Source organism: Parasulfuritortus cantonensis (genome assembly GCF_004337445.1).
GTDB lineage: Bacteria > Pseudomonadota > Gammaproteobacteria > Burkholderiales > Thiobacillaceae > Parasulfuritortus > Parasulfuritortus cantonensis.
The window spans coordinates 1-17,536 of record NZ_SJZB01000027.1 but is presented as its reverse complement, the minus strand read 5'-3'; the positions used below and the strand labels follow the sequence as shown (position 1 = coordinate 17,536).

Annotated in this window: 17 protein-coding genes and 1 riboswitch; of the genes, 10 read left to right on the top strand and 7 right to left on the bottom strand. The window is 70.2% G+C overall.

Translation table 11 applies throughout. From position 1 onward, the window contains the following. Positions 1-8 precede the first annotated feature (8 nt). From gcvH to EZJ19_RS06870, 6 genes are read left to right on the top strand one after another with little or no spacing between them, the layout of a single operon-like run. Positions 9-398 carry a glycine cleavage system protein GcvH gene (gcvH, locus tag EZJ19_RS06895; RefSeq protein ID WP_131445977.1) on the top strand — a complete coding sequence of 130 codons (390 nt, stop codon included), beginning with the start codon at positions 9-11 and terminating at the stop codon, positions 396-398. A gap of 1 nt (position 399) precedes the next feature. Continuing rightward, positions 400-1,782, top strand: coding sequence for an aminomethyl-transferring glycine dehydrogenase subunit GcvPA (gene gcvPA / locus EZJ19_RS06890; RefSeq protein WP_131445975.1), 1,383 nt, complete (start codon positions 400-402; stop codon positions 1,780-1,782). Between the two features lie 30 nt (positions 1,783-1,812). After that, a complete protein-coding gene (gene tpx / locus EZJ19_RS06885) occupies positions 1,813-2,331 on the top strand; it encodes a thiol peroxidase (RefSeq protein ID WP_131445973.1) in 519 nt (172 codons plus the stop codon). Between the two features lie 13 nt (positions 2,332-2,344). Then, positions 2,345-3,787: an aminomethyl-transferring glycine dehydrogenase subunit GcvPB gene (gene gcvPB / locus EZJ19_RS06880; RefSeq protein ID WP_131445971.1), complete on the top strand. Its 1,443-nt coding sequence runs from the start codon at positions 2,345-2,347 to the stop codon at positions 3,785-3,787. Beyond that, positions 3,784-4,170 (top strand): diacylglycerol kinase, encoded by a 387-nt coding sequence (locus tag EZJ19_RS06875; protein ID WP_206199360.1) that lies wholly within the window; start codon positions 3,784-3,786, stop codon positions 4,168-4,170. The genes gcvPB and EZJ19_RS06875 overlap by 4 nt, the downstream gene beginning before the upstream one ends. A gap of 14 nt (positions 4,171-4,184) precedes the next feature. After that, positions 4,185-4,544, top strand: coding sequence for a PilZ domain-containing protein (locus tag EZJ19_RS06870; protein ID WP_131445968.1), 360 nt, complete (start codon positions 4,185-4,187; stop codon positions 4,542-4,544). A 25-nt stretch (positions 4,545-4,569) separates the two neighbouring features. Here EZJ19_RS06870 and EZJ19_RS06865 read toward each other — a convergent pair whose 3' ends face one another. Beyond that, a complete protein-coding gene (locus EZJ19_RS06865) occupies positions 4,570-6,876 on the bottom strand; it encodes a Tex family protein (protein ID WP_131445966.1) in 2,307 nt (768 codons plus the stop codon). Positions 6,877-7,056: 180 nt separating this feature from the next. Next, positions 7,057-7,143, top strand: a riboswitch (cyclic di-GMP riboswitch). Positions 7,144-7,181: 38 nt separating this feature from the next. On the opposite strand from EZJ19_RS06865, the gene EZJ19_RS06860 reads away from it, so the two are divergent. The 3 genes from EZJ19_RS06860 to EZJ19_RS06850 are packed head-to-tail and all read left to right on the top strand — an operon-like array spanning position 7,182 to position 11,586. Beyond that, positions 7,182-9,458, top strand: coding sequence for a DUF1631 family protein (locus EZJ19_RS06860; protein ID WP_131445964.1), 2,277 nt, complete (start codon positions 7,182-7,184; stop codon positions 9,456-9,458). Beyond that, positions 9,448-10,674, top strand: coding sequence for an EAL and HDOD domain-containing protein (locus tag EZJ19_RS06855; RefSeq protein ID WP_131445962.1), 1,227 nt, complete (start codon positions 9,448-9,450; stop codon positions 10,672-10,674). Before EZJ19_RS06860 ends, EZJ19_RS06855 begins: the two co-directional genes overlap by 11 nt. Before the next feature lie 39 nt (positions 10,675-10,713). Continuing rightward, the gene (locus EZJ19_RS06850; protein WP_131445960.1) at positions 10,714-11,586 is read left to right on the top strand and encodes an HDOD domain-containing protein; all 873 of its coding nucleotides are present in this window, start codon (positions 10,714-10,716) and stop codon (positions 11,584-11,586) included. Here the strand turns inward: EZJ19_RS06850 and mutY are convergent. From mutY to EZJ19_RS06820, 6 genes are read right to left on the bottom strand one after another with little or no spacing between them, the layout of a single operon-like run. After that, entirely contained in the window at positions 11,570-12,604 is a 1,035-nt protein-coding gene (gene mutY, locus EZJ19_RS06845) for an A/G-specific adenine glycosylase (protein ID WP_338069417.1), read from the bottom strand. The two genes, EZJ19_RS06850 and mutY, sit on opposite strands and share 17 nt — an antisense overlap. 48 nt (positions 12,605-12,652) lie before the next feature. Then, entirely contained in the window at positions 12,653-13,384 is a 732-nt protein-coding gene (locus EZJ19_RS06840) for an efflux RND transporter periplasmic adaptor subunit (RefSeq protein WP_165873501.1), read from the bottom strand. A 59-nt stretch (positions 13,385-13,443) separates the two neighbouring features. Beyond that, positions 13,444-14,724, bottom strand: coding sequence for a TolC family protein (locus EZJ19_RS06835; protein ID WP_131445956.1), 1,281 nt, complete (start codon positions 14,722-14,724; stop codon positions 13,444-13,446). A 3-nt stretch (positions 14,725-14,727) separates the two neighbouring features. Beyond that, a complete protein-coding gene (locus EZJ19_RS06830) occupies positions 14,728-15,240 on the bottom strand; it encodes a thioredoxin family protein (protein WP_240754689.1) in 513 nt (170 codons plus the stop codon). A 38-nt stretch (positions 15,241-15,278) separates the two neighbouring features. Then, a complete protein-coding gene (locus EZJ19_RS06825) occupies positions 15,279-15,743 on the bottom strand; it encodes a TlpA family protein disulfide reductase (protein WP_131445952.1) in 465 nt (154 codons plus the stop codon). 55 nt (positions 15,744-15,798) lie between these two features. Beyond that, a complete protein-coding gene (locus EZJ19_RS06820; protein WP_131445950.1) occupies positions 15,799-16,362 on the bottom strand; it encodes a YqhA family protein in 564 nt (187 codons plus the stop codon). A 55-nt stretch (positions 16,363-16,417) separates the two neighbouring features. Here EZJ19_RS06820 and EZJ19_RS06815 point away from each other — a divergent pair. After that, positions 16,418-17,536 (top strand): hypothetical protein (locus EZJ19_RS06815; protein WP_131445947.1); only part of this gene is annotated, 1,119 nt, incomplete at its 3' end.

Below are 17,536 nucleotides of genomic sequence, written 5' to 3'. Positions count from 1 at the left end.
ACCCCTAGATGAGCATCCCCGCCGAACTGAAGTACACCCAATCCCACGAATGGGCCCGCCTGGAGGCCGACGGCACGGTCGCCATCGGCATCACCGACCACGCCCAGGAACTCCTGGGCGACATGGTCTTCGTCGAGAACCCGGTCATGGGCCGCGTCCTCAATGCCGGCGAGGAATGCGCCGTAGTCGAGTCGGTCAAGGCCGCCTCCGACGTCTACGCGCCCATCTCCGGCGAGGTGGTCGCCATCAACGAGGAACTGGAAGGCAGCCCGGACCTGCTCAACAAGGACCCGTACGGGGCCTGGATGTTCAAGGTCAAGCCGGCCGACGCCGGTGCCCTGGCCGGCCTCATGGATGCCGCCGCCTACCAGGCCCACGTGGACGCGGAAGCCCACTGACATGCCCTTCATCCCGCATACCGAGCAGGACGTCGCCGAGATGCTGGCGAGCATCGGCGCGCCCGACATCGAGGCCCTGTTCGACGAGATACCGGCCGGCCTGCGCTGCGCGGGCCTGGCCGGCATCCCGGCGGGAGAATCGGAGATGGCGGTCACCCGGCGGGCGCACGAACTGGCGGCCCAGGACGGCTTCTATCTCAGCTTCATCGGTGCCGGCGCCTACGAGCACCACATCCCGGCCGCGGTCTGGCAACTGGCGACCCGGGGCGAGTTCTACACCGCCTACACGCCCTACCAGGCCGAGGCCAGCCAGGGCACCCTGCAGCTGATCTACGAATACCAGACCATGATCACCCGGCTGACCGGGCTGGACGTCGCCAACGCCTCCCTGTACGACGGCGCCACGGCGCTCGGCGAGGCGGTCCTGATGGCGGTGCGGGCGAGCAGGACGGGCCTGCGCCGGGTGCTGGTGCCGGCGACGGTGCATCCGCGCTACCGGGCGGTGGCGCAGGCCATGGTGAAGAACCAGGGCATCGAGATGGTGACCGTCCCATACGACCCGGACACCGGCACCACCCGGGTCGCGGACCTGCCGGACGGCCCGGCCGCCGCCCTGGTCGTCCCGCAGCCCAACTTCTTCGGTGCCCTGGAAGCGGTCGACGCCCTGACCGCGTGGGCGCACGAACACGGCATGCTGGCCATCGCCCTGGCCAACCCGACCTCGCTGGCGCTGCTCAAGGCCCCCGGCAGCTGGGCCGAGAAGGGCGCCGACATCTGCGTCGGCGACGGCCAGCCGCTCGGCGTGCCGCTGGCCTCGGGCGGCCCGCACTTCGGCTTCATGGCCTGCCGCCAGGCCCTGGTCCGGCAGATGCCCGGCCGCATCGTCGGGGCCACCGTGGACAAGGACGGCCGGCGCGGCTACGTGCTCACCCTGCAGGCGCGCGAGCAGCACATCCGGCGCGCCAAGGCGACCTCCAACATCTGCTCCAACCAGGGCCTCATGGTCACCGCGGCCACCCTCTACATGGCGCTGCTCGGCCCCCGGGGCCTGCGCGACGTCGCCCTCGCCAGCCATGCCAACACGCGGGCACTGGCCGACGCCCTGACGGTCATCCCGAACGTCAGGCGCGCCTTCGCGGGGCCGTTCTTCCACGAAGCCGCGATCCGCATCGGCGGCAACGTCGAGGAGGTCCTGCGCGCCCTGCGCGCCCAGGGCATCCTGGGCGGCTACGCGCTCGGCCGGGACTACCCGGACCTGGCCGACGCCATCCTGTTCTGCGCCACCGAGACCAAGACGGAGGCCGACCTGCAACGCTATGCGCACCAGCTGGAGCGCATCCTGAGCAAGCGGCGCGAGGCCCCGCCCTGCGCCTACAAGTCCTGAAACGACCAACCGAGCAATAGGAGCATACGCATGTCCACTACCGTGACCCTGATGGGCGAACCCGTAAACGTCGGCGGCGACTTCCCGCGCGTGGGCGAACTGGCCCCCAGCTTCATGCTGGTCGACAAGGACCTGAACGACGTCGCCCTGTCCTCCTTCTTCGGCAAGCGCAAGATCCTCAACATCGTGCCCAGCCTGGATACCCCGGTGTGCGCGGCCTCGGCGCGCTATTTCAACGCCGAGGCGGCGACCCTGCCGAACACGGTGGTCCTGGTCATCTCCGCCGACCTGCCGTTCGCCCAGGCGCGCTACTGCGGCGCCGAGGGCCTGAGCAACGTCATCACCCTGTCGACCATGCGCGGGCGCGACTTCCACAAGCAATACGGCGTCATGATCATGGACCCGCCGCTGTCCGGCCTGCTCACCCGGGCGGTCATCGTCCTGGACGAGAACGACCGCGTGATCTACACGCAGATGGTCCCGGAGATCACCCACGAGCCGAACTACGAGGCCGCCCTGGCCGCGGCGCGCGGCGAGCCGCTCAAGTGACCGGCGTGCGGCCATGCTGATCTTCGAACACTCCCGCGCGGGCCGCCGGGCGGCTGCCCAGGCACCCCGGGCCGTCGCCGCGGCCGACGACCTGCCGGCCGAACTGCTGCGCGCCGACGCCCCCGGCCTGCCGGAGGTCTCGGAGCTGGACGTCGTGCGCCATTACACGGCGTTGTCGCAGAAGAACTTCGCCATCGACACCCAGTTCTACCCGCTCGGGTCCTGCACCATGAAGTACAACCCGCGCGCCTGCAACAGCCTGGCCATGCTGCCCCAGTTCCTGGCCCGGCACCCGCTCGCCGACGCCGACACCGGCCAGGGCTTCCTGTCCGCCATGCATGACCTCCAGGCCATGCTCAAGGAGGTCACCGGCATGGCGGCGGTGTCCATGGCGCCGATGGCCGGCGCGCACGGCGAGTTCGCCGGCGTGGCCATGATCCGGGCCTACCACGACGCCCGCGGCGATACGGCGCGCACCGAGATCATCGTGCCGGACGCCGCCCACGGCACCAACCCGGCCACCGCCACCATGTGCGGCTACGCCGTGCGCGAGATACCCACCGACCGGGACGGCAACGTCGACCTCGACGCCCTGCGCGCGGCGGTCGGCCCGAAGACGGCCGGCCTGATGCTGACCAACCCGTCCACCCTGGGCGTGTTCGAGAAGACCATCGTCGAGATCCAGAAGATCGTCCACCAGGCCGGCGGCCTGACCTACTACGACGGCGCCAACCTGAACGCCATCCTGGGCCGGGTACGGCCGGGCGACATGGGTTTCGACGTCATCCACATGAACCTGCACAAGACCTTCTCGACCCCGCACGGCGGCGGCGGCCCCGGCGCCGGCCCGGTGGGCGTGTCGGAGCGCCTGGTGCCCTATCTGCCCATCCCCTACGTGGTCGAGGAGCGCGGCTTCTACCGGCTGGCCGGGGAGGCCGACTGTCCGGCCAGCATCGGCCGCATGAGCGCCTTCGGCGGCAACATGGGGGTGCTCCTGCGCGCCTGGGTGTACGCCCGCATGCTCGGCCGCGAGGGCATGCGCCGGGTCGCCGACTACGCCGCCCTGAACGCCAACTACCTGGCCGCCGAGCTGCGCAAGGCCGGCTTCGACCTGGCCTTCCCGGCGCGCCGGGCCAGCCACGAGTTCATCGTCACCCTGAAGCCGCTCAAGGACAGCACCGGCGTCTCCGCCATGGACTTCGCCAAGCGCCTGCTCGACTACGGTTTCCACGCCCCGACCACCTACTTCCCGCTTCTGGTGCCCGAGTGCCTGCTGATCGAGCCGACCGAGACCGAGAGCAAGGCGACCCTGGATGCCTTCGTCGCCGCCATGGCCAAGGTCAAGGCCGAGGCGGAGAGCGATCCCGAATGGGTCAAGGGCGCCCCCCACACCCTCCCGGCCAAGCGTCTGGACGACGTCAAGGCGGCACGCGAACTGGATCTGGCATGGAAATGACGCCGCCCCCGGCCGAAACCAACGAGTTCAAAGGCAAGACCGGCGCCAAGCGGGTCTGGAACGCGCTGTTCTACTCCATGGCCGGCTTCAAGGCCGCCTTCAAGCACGAGGATGCCTTCCGCCAGGAGACCATCCTGGCCGCCTTCATGATCCCGGCCGCCTTCCTGCTCGCCGATGCGGCGGTGGCCCGCGCCCTGATGATCGGCAGCGTCCTGCTGGTGCTCCTGGTCGAGTTGATCAACTCGGCCATCGAGGCCACGGTCGACCGCATCTCCCTGGAGAACCACAAACTGGCCAAGCGGGCCAAGGACATCGGCAGCGCCGCGGTGTTCGTTTCCCTGGTCAATGTGGTGGTAATCTGGAGCCTGATACTGACAAGCTAAGAACAGGGAGCTGCATGTACGCCGAGAAACGCCATTTCCACCGTGTCGCCCATGATGCCCGGGCGACCCTCACCAGCGCCGGCCGGGCGTGGTCGTGCCTGGTCGAGGACCTGTCGTTGAACGGTTGCCTGGTCGACCTGACCGAGCCGAGGTTGCTCGATCCGGGCCAGATCTACCACCTCAGCATCCAGCTGACCTACGCCATCCGGATCGAGATGGACGTGGCCCTGGCGCACCTGGCGGGCAACCACGCCGGCTTCCGCTGCGTCAGCATCGACTCCGACAGCATCGGCCAGTTGCGCCGGCTGATCGAACTCAATCTGGGCGACAGCCGGCTGCTCGAACGCGACATGCGCGAGCTGATCCGCGGCTGAGCGGCGCGCCCGCCCAGCCGGACGATCAGCGGCGCAAGGCCCGCGCCAGGGCCTCGGCCATGGCGCCGCCGGCCGGCTTGGCCGGCTGGGCTGCGCGCGCGTTGCGGCTGGGGCGCGCCGCCGCGCCGGCCGTCTGCGGGCGCGCCTCGTCGCTCATGCGCATGGTCAGGGCGATGCGCTTGCGGGCGATATCCACCTCCAGGACCTTGACCCGGACGATGTCGCCGGCCTTGACCACCTCGCGCGGGTCCTTGACGAACTTGTTGGACAGGGCCGAGACATGCACCAGGCCGTCCTGGTGCACGCCGATGTCGACGAAGGCGCCGAAGTTGGTCACGTTGGTCACCGTGCCTTCCAGCATCATGCCCGGCTGCAGGTCCTTGAGGTCCTCGACGCCGTCCTTGAAGTGGGCGGTGCGGAATTCCGGCCGGGGATCGCGGCCGGGCTTCTCCAACTCCCTGAGGATGTCCTGCACGGTCGGCAGGCCGAAGCGTTCGTCGGTGAACTTCTTGGCGTCGAGCCGACGCAGGACGTCGGTGTTGCCGATCACGCCCTTCACCGGCAGTCCGGTCTCGGTCAGGATGCGTTCCACCACGGGGTAGGCCTCCGGGTGCACCGACGAGGCGTCGAGCGGGTTGTCGCCGCCCTGGATGCGCAGGAAGCCGGCCGCCTGCTCGAAGGTCTTGGCGCCCAGGCGCGGCACCTCCTTGAGCGTTTCCCGGTCCGGAAAGGCGCCGTGCTGGTCGCGCCAACTGACGATGTTCGCGGCCAGGCTGGTGTTGAGGCCGGACACCCGGGCGAGCAGGGGTGCCGAGGCGGTGTTGAGGTCCACCCCGACCGCGTTCACGCAGTCCTCCACCATGGCGTCGAGGCCGTGCGCCAGCTTGCTTTGCGAGACGTCGTGCTGGTACTGGCCGACGCCGATCGCCTTCGGCTCGATCTTTACCAGTTCGGCGAGCGGGTCCTGCAGGCGGCGGGCGATGGACACCGCGCCGCGCAGGCTGACGTCCAGTTCCGGGAATTCGCGCGCGGCGAACTCGGAGGCGGAATAGACCGAGGCGCCGGCCTCGCTCACCACCACCTTCGAAAGGCCCGCCTCCGGGAAACGCCGGATCAGTTCGGCCGCCAGCTTGTCGGTCTCCCGGCTGGCGGTGCCGTTGCCGATGGCGATGAGCTCGGCCTTGTGCCGGTCGGCCAGGATGGCCAGGGTGCGCAGGGCGCCTTCCCAATCGTTGCGCGGCTCGTGCGGGTAGACGGTGGCGGTGTCGAGCAGCTTGCCGGTGCGGTCGACCACGGCTACCTTGACCCCGGTACGGATGCCCGGGTCGAGGCCGATCACCGCCTTGGGGCCGGCCGGGGCGGCCAGCAGGAGGTCCTTCAGGTTGGCCCCGAAAACCCGGATGGCCTCGTCCTCGGCGCGCTCGAAGAGGGCGTTGAACAGCTCCAGCTCCATGGCCAGGGACAGCTTCACGCGCCAGGTCCAGCGGACGGTGTCGAGCAGCCAGCGGTCGCCCGGGCGGCCGCCGTCGCGGATGCCCCAGTGGCTCGCCACCATGCCTTCGCAGGCGTTTGCCGCCTTGCCGGCCGCGGCCGTCTCCTGAAGGTCCTCCGGCAGCTTCAGTTCCAGGCGCAGGATGCCCTCGTTGCGGCCGCGGAACATGGCCAGGGCGCGGTGCGAGGGCACCTCGCGGATGGCCTCGGAATAGGCGAACCAGTCGCGGAATTTCTGGCCTTCCGCCTCCTTGCCGTCCTGCAGGGTGGACACCAGCATGCCGTAGTCCTGCAGGTGGCGGCGCAACTTGCCGACCAGCTCGGCATCCTCGGCGAAGCGTTCCATGAGGATCTGGCGGGCGCCGTCCAGGGCGGCCTTGACGTCGGCGATGCCCTTGTCGGCATCGACGTAGCCCGCGGCCTCGGCTTCCGGCGTCAGGCCCGGGTCGGCCAGCAGGGCGAGGGCGAGCGGCTCCAGGCCCGCCTCACGGGCGATCTGGGCCTTGGTCCGGCGCTTCGGCTTGTAGGGCAGGTAGAGGTCCTCGAGGCGCTGCTTGGTGTCGGCGGCCTCGATCTCGGCCTGCAGGACGTCGGTCAGCTTGCCTTGTTCGGCGATGCTGGCGAGGACCGCGGCACGGCGCTCCTCCAGTTCGCGCAGATAGGTCAGGCGTTCCTCGAGCGTGCGCAGCTGGGTGTCGTCGAGGCCGCCGGTGGCCTCCTTGCGGTAGCGGGCGATGAAGGGCACGGTGGCGCCTTCGTCGAGCAGGCGCACGGCGGCGGCGATCTGGGCGATATGGGCGCCCAGTTCGCGGGCGATGCGTTCTTCGATACTCGGCAGCATGTCTCGTCGGGGGGAACGAAAGGTCGGGCAGGATGGGCCAAGCACCGGCGGGTGACAAGACTTGACATGACCGCCGACGCCGTGTCGGTCCGCCGTCCGTCGTCGAATACTGAAAAAGTACTTAATTTTTTGCTGTTTTCCCGATAATGACATTGCGCGTCACAGTTCATTGTGGGCGCGACCTTACAGGGGCAAACCCGCCGAAAGGCGGGGACGCAAAGTCACCGGTCTAACAGGCTGCGGCCTCATGACGGCGGGATCGCTAAGGTAACGGTGGCGGTTTATCGGCGCCGGCATGCTGGGCCATCCCTGACTTCCCCTTCGTCGGTCGCCGGTCGACGCGCGCATTCGGTCAGGAGTCGGGTCATGGAAGCTGGTCGCAACAACGTCACGCCTATCGGCCCCCACGCGGCCGGCGCGGCCCCCGCGGGCGGGAGCCCCTGGAGGAGAGCCGGGACATCTCGGCCCTGCGTCTGGGCAAGGCCCTGCGCGACTGCCTGGTCCTGGCCGCCGGCGAACTGCGCCAGATGTTCGAACAATCCAGCGGTGCCGACATCTGCCGCCTGTACATGGACGCGATGGTGCTGTCCCGCGACCGCGCCGACAAGATCGGCGAGTCCTTCCGCGCCAACTACCTGGCCGCCTTCAACTGGAAGGCCCGGCGTCAGAAGAGCCCGTTCGTGCCCGGCGCATCCGGCGAGTTGAGCCTGCAGGACGCCTACGACCAGGAACTGGCCGGGGCGGTCGACAACCTGGCCGCGGCGATCGTCGAGGCCTGCCCCGATGAACTGCCCGGTCTCGACAGACGGATCGGCCTGCTGATCGGCGATCCGGGCCTGGCCGAGGGCGACAACCCGCTCGGCCCGGTTACCATCGGCAAGGCGGTCGTGGGCGCCCTGGGCGGCCTGGGCGTGCCGGTCAAGGTGCGCCTGCTGCTGGTCGCCCAGTTGGCCCGCTTCCTGCCCGAGCGGGTGCGCGACATCTACCAGGAACTCAACGTCCGCCTGGCGGAACGCAATGTCCTCCCGGAAGTGCCGTGCAGCCTGCCGGTGGCGAGCCCGGTGGCAGCCGCGGGCGGCCGTGCCCTCGCGGCGGCGCCGGCCAAGCCGGGCGGCCTCTACGAGGTGCTGCAGGACCTGCTGAGCGGCAGCCCGACCGCCCTGGCCGGGCTGGTCGCCGGAATCGCCGGGCCGGCCCTGCCCGGACAGCCGGCGCATGAGGTGACCGACAGGCAGCGCCTGGTCGCCGCCCTGGATACCATCCAGCACGGCCGCCACGCCAACGCCCCGGTCGGCGTCGACGTCGTGGCCTTCCGCGACGGCCGCGCCAATCTGCTGCGCCGGCTGCACGACAGCGACCTGGCCCGGGTCATGGACCCGCTCGACCGGATGACCCTGGACATCGTCGCGATGGTGTTCGACTACATCTACGGCGATGCCCGCATCCCGGACGCCATGAAGGCCATGCTCGGCCGCCTGCAGATCGCGGTATTCAAGGTGGCGGTGCTGGACAAGGGTTTCTTCTCGCACAAGAACCACCCGGTGCGCCGCTTCCTCGACCTGCTGGCCGAGGCGGCGGTCGGCTGGGACCCGCGCGAGGGCCGCGACGGTGGCCTGTACCGCAAGGCGTCCGATCTGGTCTCCGGCATCCTGGAGCACTTCGAATCCGACCAGGCGGTGTTCGAGAGCGCATTGACCGAGCTGAAGGCGTGGCTCGATGCCGAAAAACGCGAGGCGGACCGCCGCGCGGCGCGCAGCGCCCGGGTGGTGAAGTCGCGCGAACTGGTCGAGATGGGGCGCCGGGCCGCCTTGTCCGAGGTGGCGGCCTGCCTGGAGGGGCAGGCCGTTCCGCCGGTCATCCGGGCCTTCCTGACCGAGCACTGGGCGGCCCTGCTGGCCATCCTCTACGTCCGGGCCGGGGCGAACGGCGACGTCTGGAACAGCGCCGTGAAGACCATGAAGGAGCTGATCTGGAGCGTCTCGGCCAAGGCCGGCACCAAGTACCGCGACCGCCTGGTCGAACGCTTGCCCAACCTGCTCAAGCGCCTGGACGAGGGCGTGCATTACCTCGGTCTGCCGGAGGCGACGCGCAATGCCTTCTTCACCAAGCTGGTGCAATACCATGCCGAGCTGATCCGCGCCGGCCGCCTGGCCGAGCACGACACCCGCGGCGAGGCGGGCCAGGACGGTGCCGAGGGGGTGCCGGTGGTGGAATTGAGCGCGGATTTCGAGCCCATCGAGTTGCCGCCGGGGAACGCCGACGGCGTCGAGAGCCTGGAGGCGGGGACCGAACCGGACGCCGGCGTGCTGGCCTTCAAGGAACTGGCCAACGTGAAGCGCGGTACCTGGATCGCCTACCGGGGCGAGGACGGCAGGGAACTGCGCGCCAAGCTGTCGTGGATCAGTCCGCTCAAGGGTATCTTCCTGTTCACCGACCGCCAGGGCCTGCGCGCCATGTCGATCAACGCCGCCGGCCTGGCCGCCAAGCTGAGCGCCGGCGAGGTACGCGTACTCGACGCCGCACCCCTGCTGGACCGCGCCGTGACCAGCATGATCGACCAACTGCAGCGCCATGCCGCATGAGCCGACCCCGCGCCTGCCCAGCTTCCTGATCCGCCAGCCGCTCCTGGACGCCCACTACCGGGTGGCGGGCTACCAGTTCAGCCTGCGCGACCGCATCCCCGTCGAGGTCCTGCCGGGCGCCGCGGACCTGGACCAGGTGCGCGACGAGCACCTGATCGCCAGCATCGTCGATCTCGACTACCAGGGCGCGCTCGGCAACCGACTGGCCTTGCTCGACCTCGCCCCGGGCACGCTCGACAACCCGATGCTCGGCCAACTGCCGGCGGCCAAGGTGGGCGTGATCCTGCCCGGCGCGGATCCCGACCTCGCCCCGCGCGCCAGCCGCCTGGCCGAGGTCGGCCTGATCCCGGTGCTGGAGGACGCCGGCGACGACGCCAGCGTGCCGCCGCCGGCGTGCCAGTGGGCGCGCCTGGACTGCGCCCGCTACGACGCCCCGGCCCTGGGTGAGCGGGCGGCGTATCTGCGCCGGCACGGCATCCGCCACCTGATCGCCGGGAACGTCGGCTCCGAGGAGTCCTTCGAGGTCTGCCGCAAGCTGACCTTCGACCTCTGCCAGGGCGACTTCCTGGCCCGGCCGCGGGCAGGCGGGTTGCGCAGGTTGGACAGCGGCGTCATGCAGGTCATGGACCTGCTCAACCTGGCGCGCGAGCAGGCCCCGGTGGAGAAGCTCGAGGCGGTGTTCAAGCGCGACGCCACGCTGACCTACAAGCTGTTGCGCTACATCAACTCGTCGGCGAACGGCCTCATACGCACCATCCAGTCGATCGCCCAGGCCCTGGTCTGGCTCGGCTACGAGCCGCTCTATCGCTGGCTGACCCTGCTCCTGTTCAGCACCGGCCGCGGCGACGGCCGCGACGATGCCCTCCTGCGCAACGCCCTGGTGCGCGCCCGCCTGATGGAGAACCTCGGCAGCGGCCATCTCGCCGCCGACCTGCATGGCGGCCTGTTCATCGTCGGCGTGCTGTCGCATCTCGACGCCCTGCTCAGTCTGCCCATGGCGCACGCCCTGGAGCCGCTGCGCCTGCCCAACCCCATGCGCGAGGCGCTGGTTGCCGGCCAGGGGCCCTACGCCCCCTGGCTGGCACTGGCCCGGGCATGCGAACATTTCGACCAGGAAGCGGTGACCAGCCTGGCCACGGCTCAGGGTCTGAGTGCCGACGAGGTCAACCTGGCCCACGTCAATGCCCTGATCTGGTCGGAATCGCTCGAACGATAATGCGGCCGGGCGCCGGTCGGCCCGGGGAAGGAGGAGAGCATGACCTGGCACAAGTGGTGGGGCGCCAGCCAGTGGGCGGCTTACCTCGAGCCCCTGGACCCGCCGGTCAAGCAGGCCACCAAGTGGGCCCTGGACGAACTGCTGGCCAATCGGGGCGATCTGCTGGCGCCCAAGGACCTGGCCGGTCTCATGCTGGAAGACCCCCTGTTCTCGCTGCGCCTGCTCAAGGAGGCGAACCGGCGCCTGCCCCGCCACCTGGCGCGTGACATCACCGCCCCGCTCGGCGCCGTGCTCGCCCTCGGCACCGCCACGTACAGCCAGTTGCTGCGCGAGGCCGAGGTGGCCGACGAGAACAACGCCGGCTTCGTCGTATGCGAATGGCGCGCCGTCCTGGCGGCCCGCATCGCTCATCTGTTCGGCTCCTATCACTACGACCTCGACCCGGACGAACTGGCCTTGGCGACCCTGCTGGCCAACCTGGCCGAGATCGAGCTGTGGGCCTTCGCCCCGGAGCTTCCCCAGGCCGCCCTCGACGTCCTCGCCCGGGGCGGTGCCGAGCGTAGCGACCAGGCCCAGCACCAGGCTTGCGGCTTCGACTTCCGCGAACTGACCCTGCTGCTGTGCGAACGCTGGCAGTTGCCCACGTTGATCGTCCAGTTGATCCGCGGCGACCAGAGCCTGCGTGCCCGTCTCGCCCGCCTGGCCGTGGACACCGCGCGTCACCTGGGCAACGGCCCGGACGACCCGGCCCTGCCGCACGACGTCGCCGAGGCCGCCCACCTGACCGGCGCGAGCCTGGCCACCGTGGTGCAGTCCCTGCCCATACTGGGCAGTTCCGAGAAGGCCGTCCTGCTGGCGGCCGCCGAGGCTTGCCAGGGCAACGCCGGGAACGCGCCTACAGGGCCGCGATGATCCGCCGCACCGGGGTCGGCAGGGCCGCCTGGACGGCATCGGCCGGGGCGAGCCAGAGGGCACCCGGTTCCCCGGCGCCGGGGGCGCGCCGTGCCACGGCCAGGGCGACCGGCCGGATCGCCAGGCGGAAGTGGCTGAAGGTGTGGCTCAGGCCGGGCAGTTCGGCGAGCGGTTCGGCGCTGTAGCCGAGGCGCCGGGCCGCCGCCACCGGGTCGTCCCCGGGGGCGCATTCGGGCAGGCTCCAGAGGCCGCCCCAGATGCCCGACGGGGGCCGTTTCTCGAGCAATATCTCGCCGCCGTGGCGGAGCACCAGCATCACCGTGCTCCGCTCGGGCAGGCCCTTGCGCGGCCGCGCCGCGGGCAGCTCGGCCTGGCGGCCGTCGCGGCAGGCGACGCAGTCGTCGGCGAACGGGCAGCACGGGCAGTCCGGCCGGCTGCGCCGGCACAAGGTCGCGCCCAGGTCCATCAGGCCCTGGGTGTAGGGCACGATCTCGCGCTCCGGCAGCAGGGCCTCGGCCAGGTGCCACAAGGCGGTCTCCACGGCCTTCTCGCCCGGCCAGCCGTCGACCCCGAACAGGCGGCAGAACACCCGTTTGACGTTGCCGTCCAGGATGGCGTGGCGTCCGCCGAAGGCGAACGCGGCGATCGCCGCCGCGGTCGAGCGGCCGATCCCCGGCAGGGCCGCGATGGCGGCGACGTCGCCCGGGAAGACGCCGCCGTGATCGGCCAGCACCCGCTTGGCCGCCGCATGCAGGTTGCGCGCCCGGGCGTAGTAGCCGAGGCCGCTCCAGAGCGCCAGCACGGCGTCCTCCGGCGCCTCGGCGAGGCTGGCCAGGTCGGGAAAGCGGGCCAGGAAGCGGACGTAATAGGGGATGACGGTGTCGACCTGGGTCTGCTGCAGCATGATCTCCGAGACCCAGACGGCGTAAGGGTCGCTGACCTGCCAGGGCAGGTCGTGGCGGCCGTGTTGCCGCTGCCAGGCGACCAGGCGATCGGCGAAGCCGGCCAGCGGTGTCATGTCGTCAGCCGGGTTGCTGCGCCGTCGCGGCCAGGGCCGGTCGCCCGTTCAGGGCAGGCGGATGCTCGCCGCCATGCCCGCCACCAGGCCGCCGCGCGGAATGGCGACGTCGACCTCGTAGCGGCCGTCCGCCTTGGCGCGCACGGCCGCGATGCGGCCGGCCACCGACTTGCCGGCCACCGCGACCGTGGCCTTTGCGCCCGGCTTCAGGCCGGTGGCCTGGCCGGCCGGCAGGCCGGCGCGGGCGACGATCTCGTCGGCCCGGGCGAGCACCAGCAGGGGCGTCGGCTGGCATTGCCCGGCCACCGCCATGCCCGGTTCCGCGAGGCGGTCGAGGACCAGGGCGTCGAAGGGGGCGCGCGGCGCGCTCTCGTCGAGCAGCCGGCGCGCCTTTTCGACCCGGGCCTCGGCGGCCGCGAGCAGGGCGGCGGCGCGGGCGTGGCGCAGCTTGGCGGCGTCCAGCTCGGTGGTGGAGGAAACGGTACGGCTGTACAGCTCGTTGGCGCGGTCGAGCTCGCGCCGGGCGTCGGCGAGTTCCTCGGTCAGCCGGCTGATGTCGGCGTTCGCCTCCATCAGGCCGGCCTTGTAGACGGTCTGGTTCAGGCTCAGCAGGACGCCGTCCTTGGCGATGCGCTGGCCGGGCAGGACCTCGACCGTCTCGACCACGCCGGCCAGGGGCGTGGCGATCACCACCCGCTGCGACCAGTCGAGCTGGCCGGACAGGTCGGCGGCCCAGGCCGGGGCGGCGAACAGCGCCAGGATCAGGGTACGGGTCATCATCGTCGTTCTCCGGGGCGGACGTCCCGCACGGCGCGCGGGGAGTGGTGGGCGGACGGACATCAGCGGCCGGCCTCCGCGCTCGCCACCTGGCAGCAGGGTTGCCCGACCAGCGCGTCGAGGCGTGCCCAGGCCAGGGCCAGGCGGTATTCCGCGGCCTTGCTGCGCATCCGCGCGCGCTGGCTGTCGGCCATGCTGGTACCGAGGGTGGTCTTCAGTTCGAGTTCGTATTCGGCGCGGGCGCGTTCCAGGTTCCAGTCGGCCATGGCCGCGTTGGCGCGCGCCGCCGGCCGTTCGCTCTCGACCAGGAAGGCAATCTCCTCGCGGGTTTCGAAGAGGGCCTGGCGCAGGTCCAGGAGCAGGCGGTCGTACTGGGCCTGGAGGCTCTGGAAACGGGCCTGTTCGACGGCCACGGCGGCGTCCACCCGGCGGCCCTGCCAGAGCGGCCAGGTCAGGTTCAGGCCGGCGCGGAGATTGTCGCGGGTGGCCGTCTCCCGGCTGTAGGTGGCGGTCTCGGCCTCGACGTCCAGGCTGGGACGGTTCTCGGCGCGTTGCGCCTGCAGGCGTTGCCGGGAGGCCTCGAGGAGTTGTCGTTGGGCCTGCAGCAAGGGGCTGTTGGCCTCCAGGGCCGCGAGCAGGTCCTTGAACTCGGGCAGGGCCCGGTCGTTGCCGCGCAGCACCGGGTCGGCCAGTTCGGCCGGCAACTCGCCCGGCCGATTCATGGCGGCGGCCAGGAGGGCCCGCTTCGCGCGCGCCTGGCGCAGGGTGTCGTTGCGCTTCACCCGGGCTTCCTGGAAGCGCGCCTCGAGGTCGGCCATCTGGACGCTGGACAGTTCGCCCACCTGCTGGCGGTCCTTGGCATTGTCCCAGTTCACGTAGGCGACCGCGGTGAACTCCGAGTCGGCGGCGTACTGCAGGTCGGTGGCCAGGACGTCGAAGAAGCGGGTCATCAGGGCCAAGCGGCGCTGGGCCCGGGCGTCCAGCAGCCGGTTGACCCGGCCGGCGCTCTCCAGACGGGCCGCGGCCGTGGCGAGTTCGGTGCGGCCGCCATCCCAGATGGTCTTGCGGGCGTTCAGGCTGGCCAGGTTGTCGGACTCGAAGCCGTCGTGGTTGAGGCTGTTGCGGCCGCTGCGCAGGCCGGCCGCCAGGGTGACGCGGAAGTCGTTCTGGCTCTCGGCCAGGAGTTCCTGCGCCTTGGCCAGGTCGACCTCCGCCTGGTAGAGGCCGAGGTCCGGGTGCGGCTGGTCGGCGTAGGCGAGCGCCTGCTCCAGGGTCAGGGGCTCGTCGGCGGCGCCGGCGTTCAGCGCCAGCGCCAGGCCGAACGAGGCGATCAGGCGGCGCACGGCTTACTTGGCCGCGGCTTGGCGCTTGTAGACGTTGAAGGGCACGCTCTTGTAGGTGCCCTCCACCACGTAGCGTCCGAGGAGCAGGAATTCGTCGACCGTCTGGGTGGCGCCGGTGAAACGGGCCATGGCGTTGCCGTCGAGGTCGTAGAAGATGAACGTGGGCGTGGCGCGCGCGCGTTGCTCGAGGGCGAAGTCCTTTTCGGTGGTGTTCTTGCCCTTGAAGTCGACCAGGGCGGCGTCGCCCTTGGTGTCCATGGGATAGATGATGAAATGCTTGCGGTAGTAGTCCTGCACCTGGGACTGGTTGAGCACGGTGTGCTTCATGCGGTCGCAGAACGGGCAGTCGTCCATCTCGAACATGAGCAGGATGCCCTGCTTGCCTTCGGAACGGGCGGCGGCCAGGTCATCCTTGAGGTCGCCCAGCTTGGGCTGGAAGAAGTTCTCGTTCGGGTCGCGTACCTCGGCGGCGGCCGGCAGGCTCAGCAGGGCCAGAAACAACAGTATCCAACGCACGATTCATCTCCTCTTCAAGTTCGGCGGCCGGGCCGGCCTTATCTGGCTGGCGTCTTCTTCCTGGCGCCGATGTACTCCTCGACGGCGTCCCGGGTGAGCGCGCCGACATTGTAGGCCACCAGCTTGCCCTGCGGGTCGTACAGGTAGGTGGTGGGCAGCCCGCGTACCGGGCCGACCTGGTCGACGACCCGGTCGTCGCCCAGGATGATCGGGTAGGGGATCGCCTTGCGCTTGGCGAACTCGAGCACTTCGCGCGGGTCCTGGTAATCCATGGCGATGCCCAGCACCACCAGGTTGTTCCGCTTGTCGCGGTGCAGGGCCGCCAGGTCGGGGATCTCCATCCGGCAGGGCGGGCACCAGGTCGCCCAGTAGTTGACCAGCACCCACTTGCCCTTGTACTGGGCCAGCCTGTGGCTCCGGCCCTGGCTGTCCACCAGGTCGAAGGCCGCGGCGCCGCCGGCAAAGGCGAGCAGGAACAGGGTCAGCAGGGCACGTTTCAGCATGGTTCGGGTATCCAGGGCAACAGGCGGTGGACCGGCTGCGGCGCCGCAAGTTCGCTCAATGCCCGGGGCCCGCCGGGTGGCCGCCGCCGCGGTCGCTGCCGTCCGAGGCGTGGGTGAGGTAGAGGGCCAGGCCGATCAGGGCGACCGCGCCGGACAGGAAGAGCAGGTCCAGGGTGGTGCCGACCGAGAGCTTGAGCGCCATTTCGAAGATGGTCACGATCAGGATCATGATGATCACCTTGGCCAGGCGTTGCTTGAGGTCGTCCAGGTTCTCCACCACCAGTATCTTGCTCGACGCCTTGCTGCCCTTGGCCTCGTCGATGTCGCTGATGAACAACTCGTACATGCCGAGGGCGAAGATCAGCATGACGGTGCCGAGCAGGTAGCCGTCGACCACCTCGACGACGTGGGTCACCGTGCTGTCGTGGATGGCCTTGCGCGCCTCGGCGTCGAGGTTCGGGTCGGCGTAGTGGAGCAGGTGGCCGACCATGTAGGCGACGTCGACGGTGGCGATGTAGAAGATCGCCAGGGCGGCGGCCAGGCTGGCGACGACCGCGAACAGGACGGCGTAGCGGCTGCGCCAGATCAGGCCTTCAAACAGTTTTTCCAGCAGGTTCATGGATTTTTGACGAGAATGACGGAATAGATTGGGCTGACGAGAAACGGATCGTCCCATGAAGCCGTCCCAACAGCAGTCCGGCCCGGAAGCGGGGGCCAATATAACCCTTGCCACGAAAGCCGGGCAAGTCGAGTCCTGGCTCGCCGCCCTGCCGCTCGACGATCCCCTGGAGAGCGCGCGGCGCCTGACCGGGTACCTGGCGGCGCACGACCGCGCCGAGCTGCCGGCCGGTTTCCGCAAGCAACTGCTCGATCTCGTCTCGGCCGACGTCCGGCGTACCCTGAACGTCCTGGAAAGGCAGTTCCGCCACATGGCCCTGCCCATGGACGAGGTCGAGCAGGCCCACGTCGAGGGCGCCGTCGCCCTGCTCGGCGCGGTCGCCGACTTCGCCAAGCACCTGCTCCTGGAAAGTGGCGAACGGGCGCTGCACCTGTTCGGCGGCAATCCGCTGCCGGTCTACTACAGCCGCTTCCTGCACGCCCGGCTGGAGGCGATGGACATCTGCCACCTGAGCCACCGCCAACTGCCCGAGGGCTTCTGGCTAGACTGCCACCGGATCGGCCTGCGCCTGCTCCAGTCCGGCCTGGCCGAGACGCCGGACCTGGTCCGTACGCCGGCCAGCCTGCGCGACCTCTACCTGGCCCTGTTGCTGGAAGCCAGCGCCGATCCCTATCACCTGTCCGCGCAGGAGCGCGTCTGGGTCACCGACCTGATCGCCCGCCATGGCGCCCTGGCGACCCTCGAACCGCCGGCATCGGCGCGCCACAGCGGCGTCTTCGGCATCCGGGCGCACCAGGACAGGCCGCCCTTCCCGCTCGCCTGGCAGCGCAACGTCGTGCCGGACTGCGACCTGGTCCTGAATACCGCTCCGTTGGTACGCAAGCTGGCCCTGCTGATCAGCCAGGTCGAGCGTGGCCGGGCCGCGCCCGAGGACGTTCCGGCCATCCGGCACCCGGGCTATCGCGATCTGTTGCAGCGCCTCAAGCTGTGCTGGGGCGCCTCGACCCAGCGTACTGCCTCCCGGCATCGGCCGGCCCAGCGCAGCCAGCGCACCGTCCTGATCGGGCTGCCGGCCGTGCATGGCCGGCTTGCTTCGGCGGACGCGCCTGGCGATGGCGCCGAGCCGGTGGCCTGCCAGATACTCAACGACAGTTCGGGCGGCATGGCCCTGCTG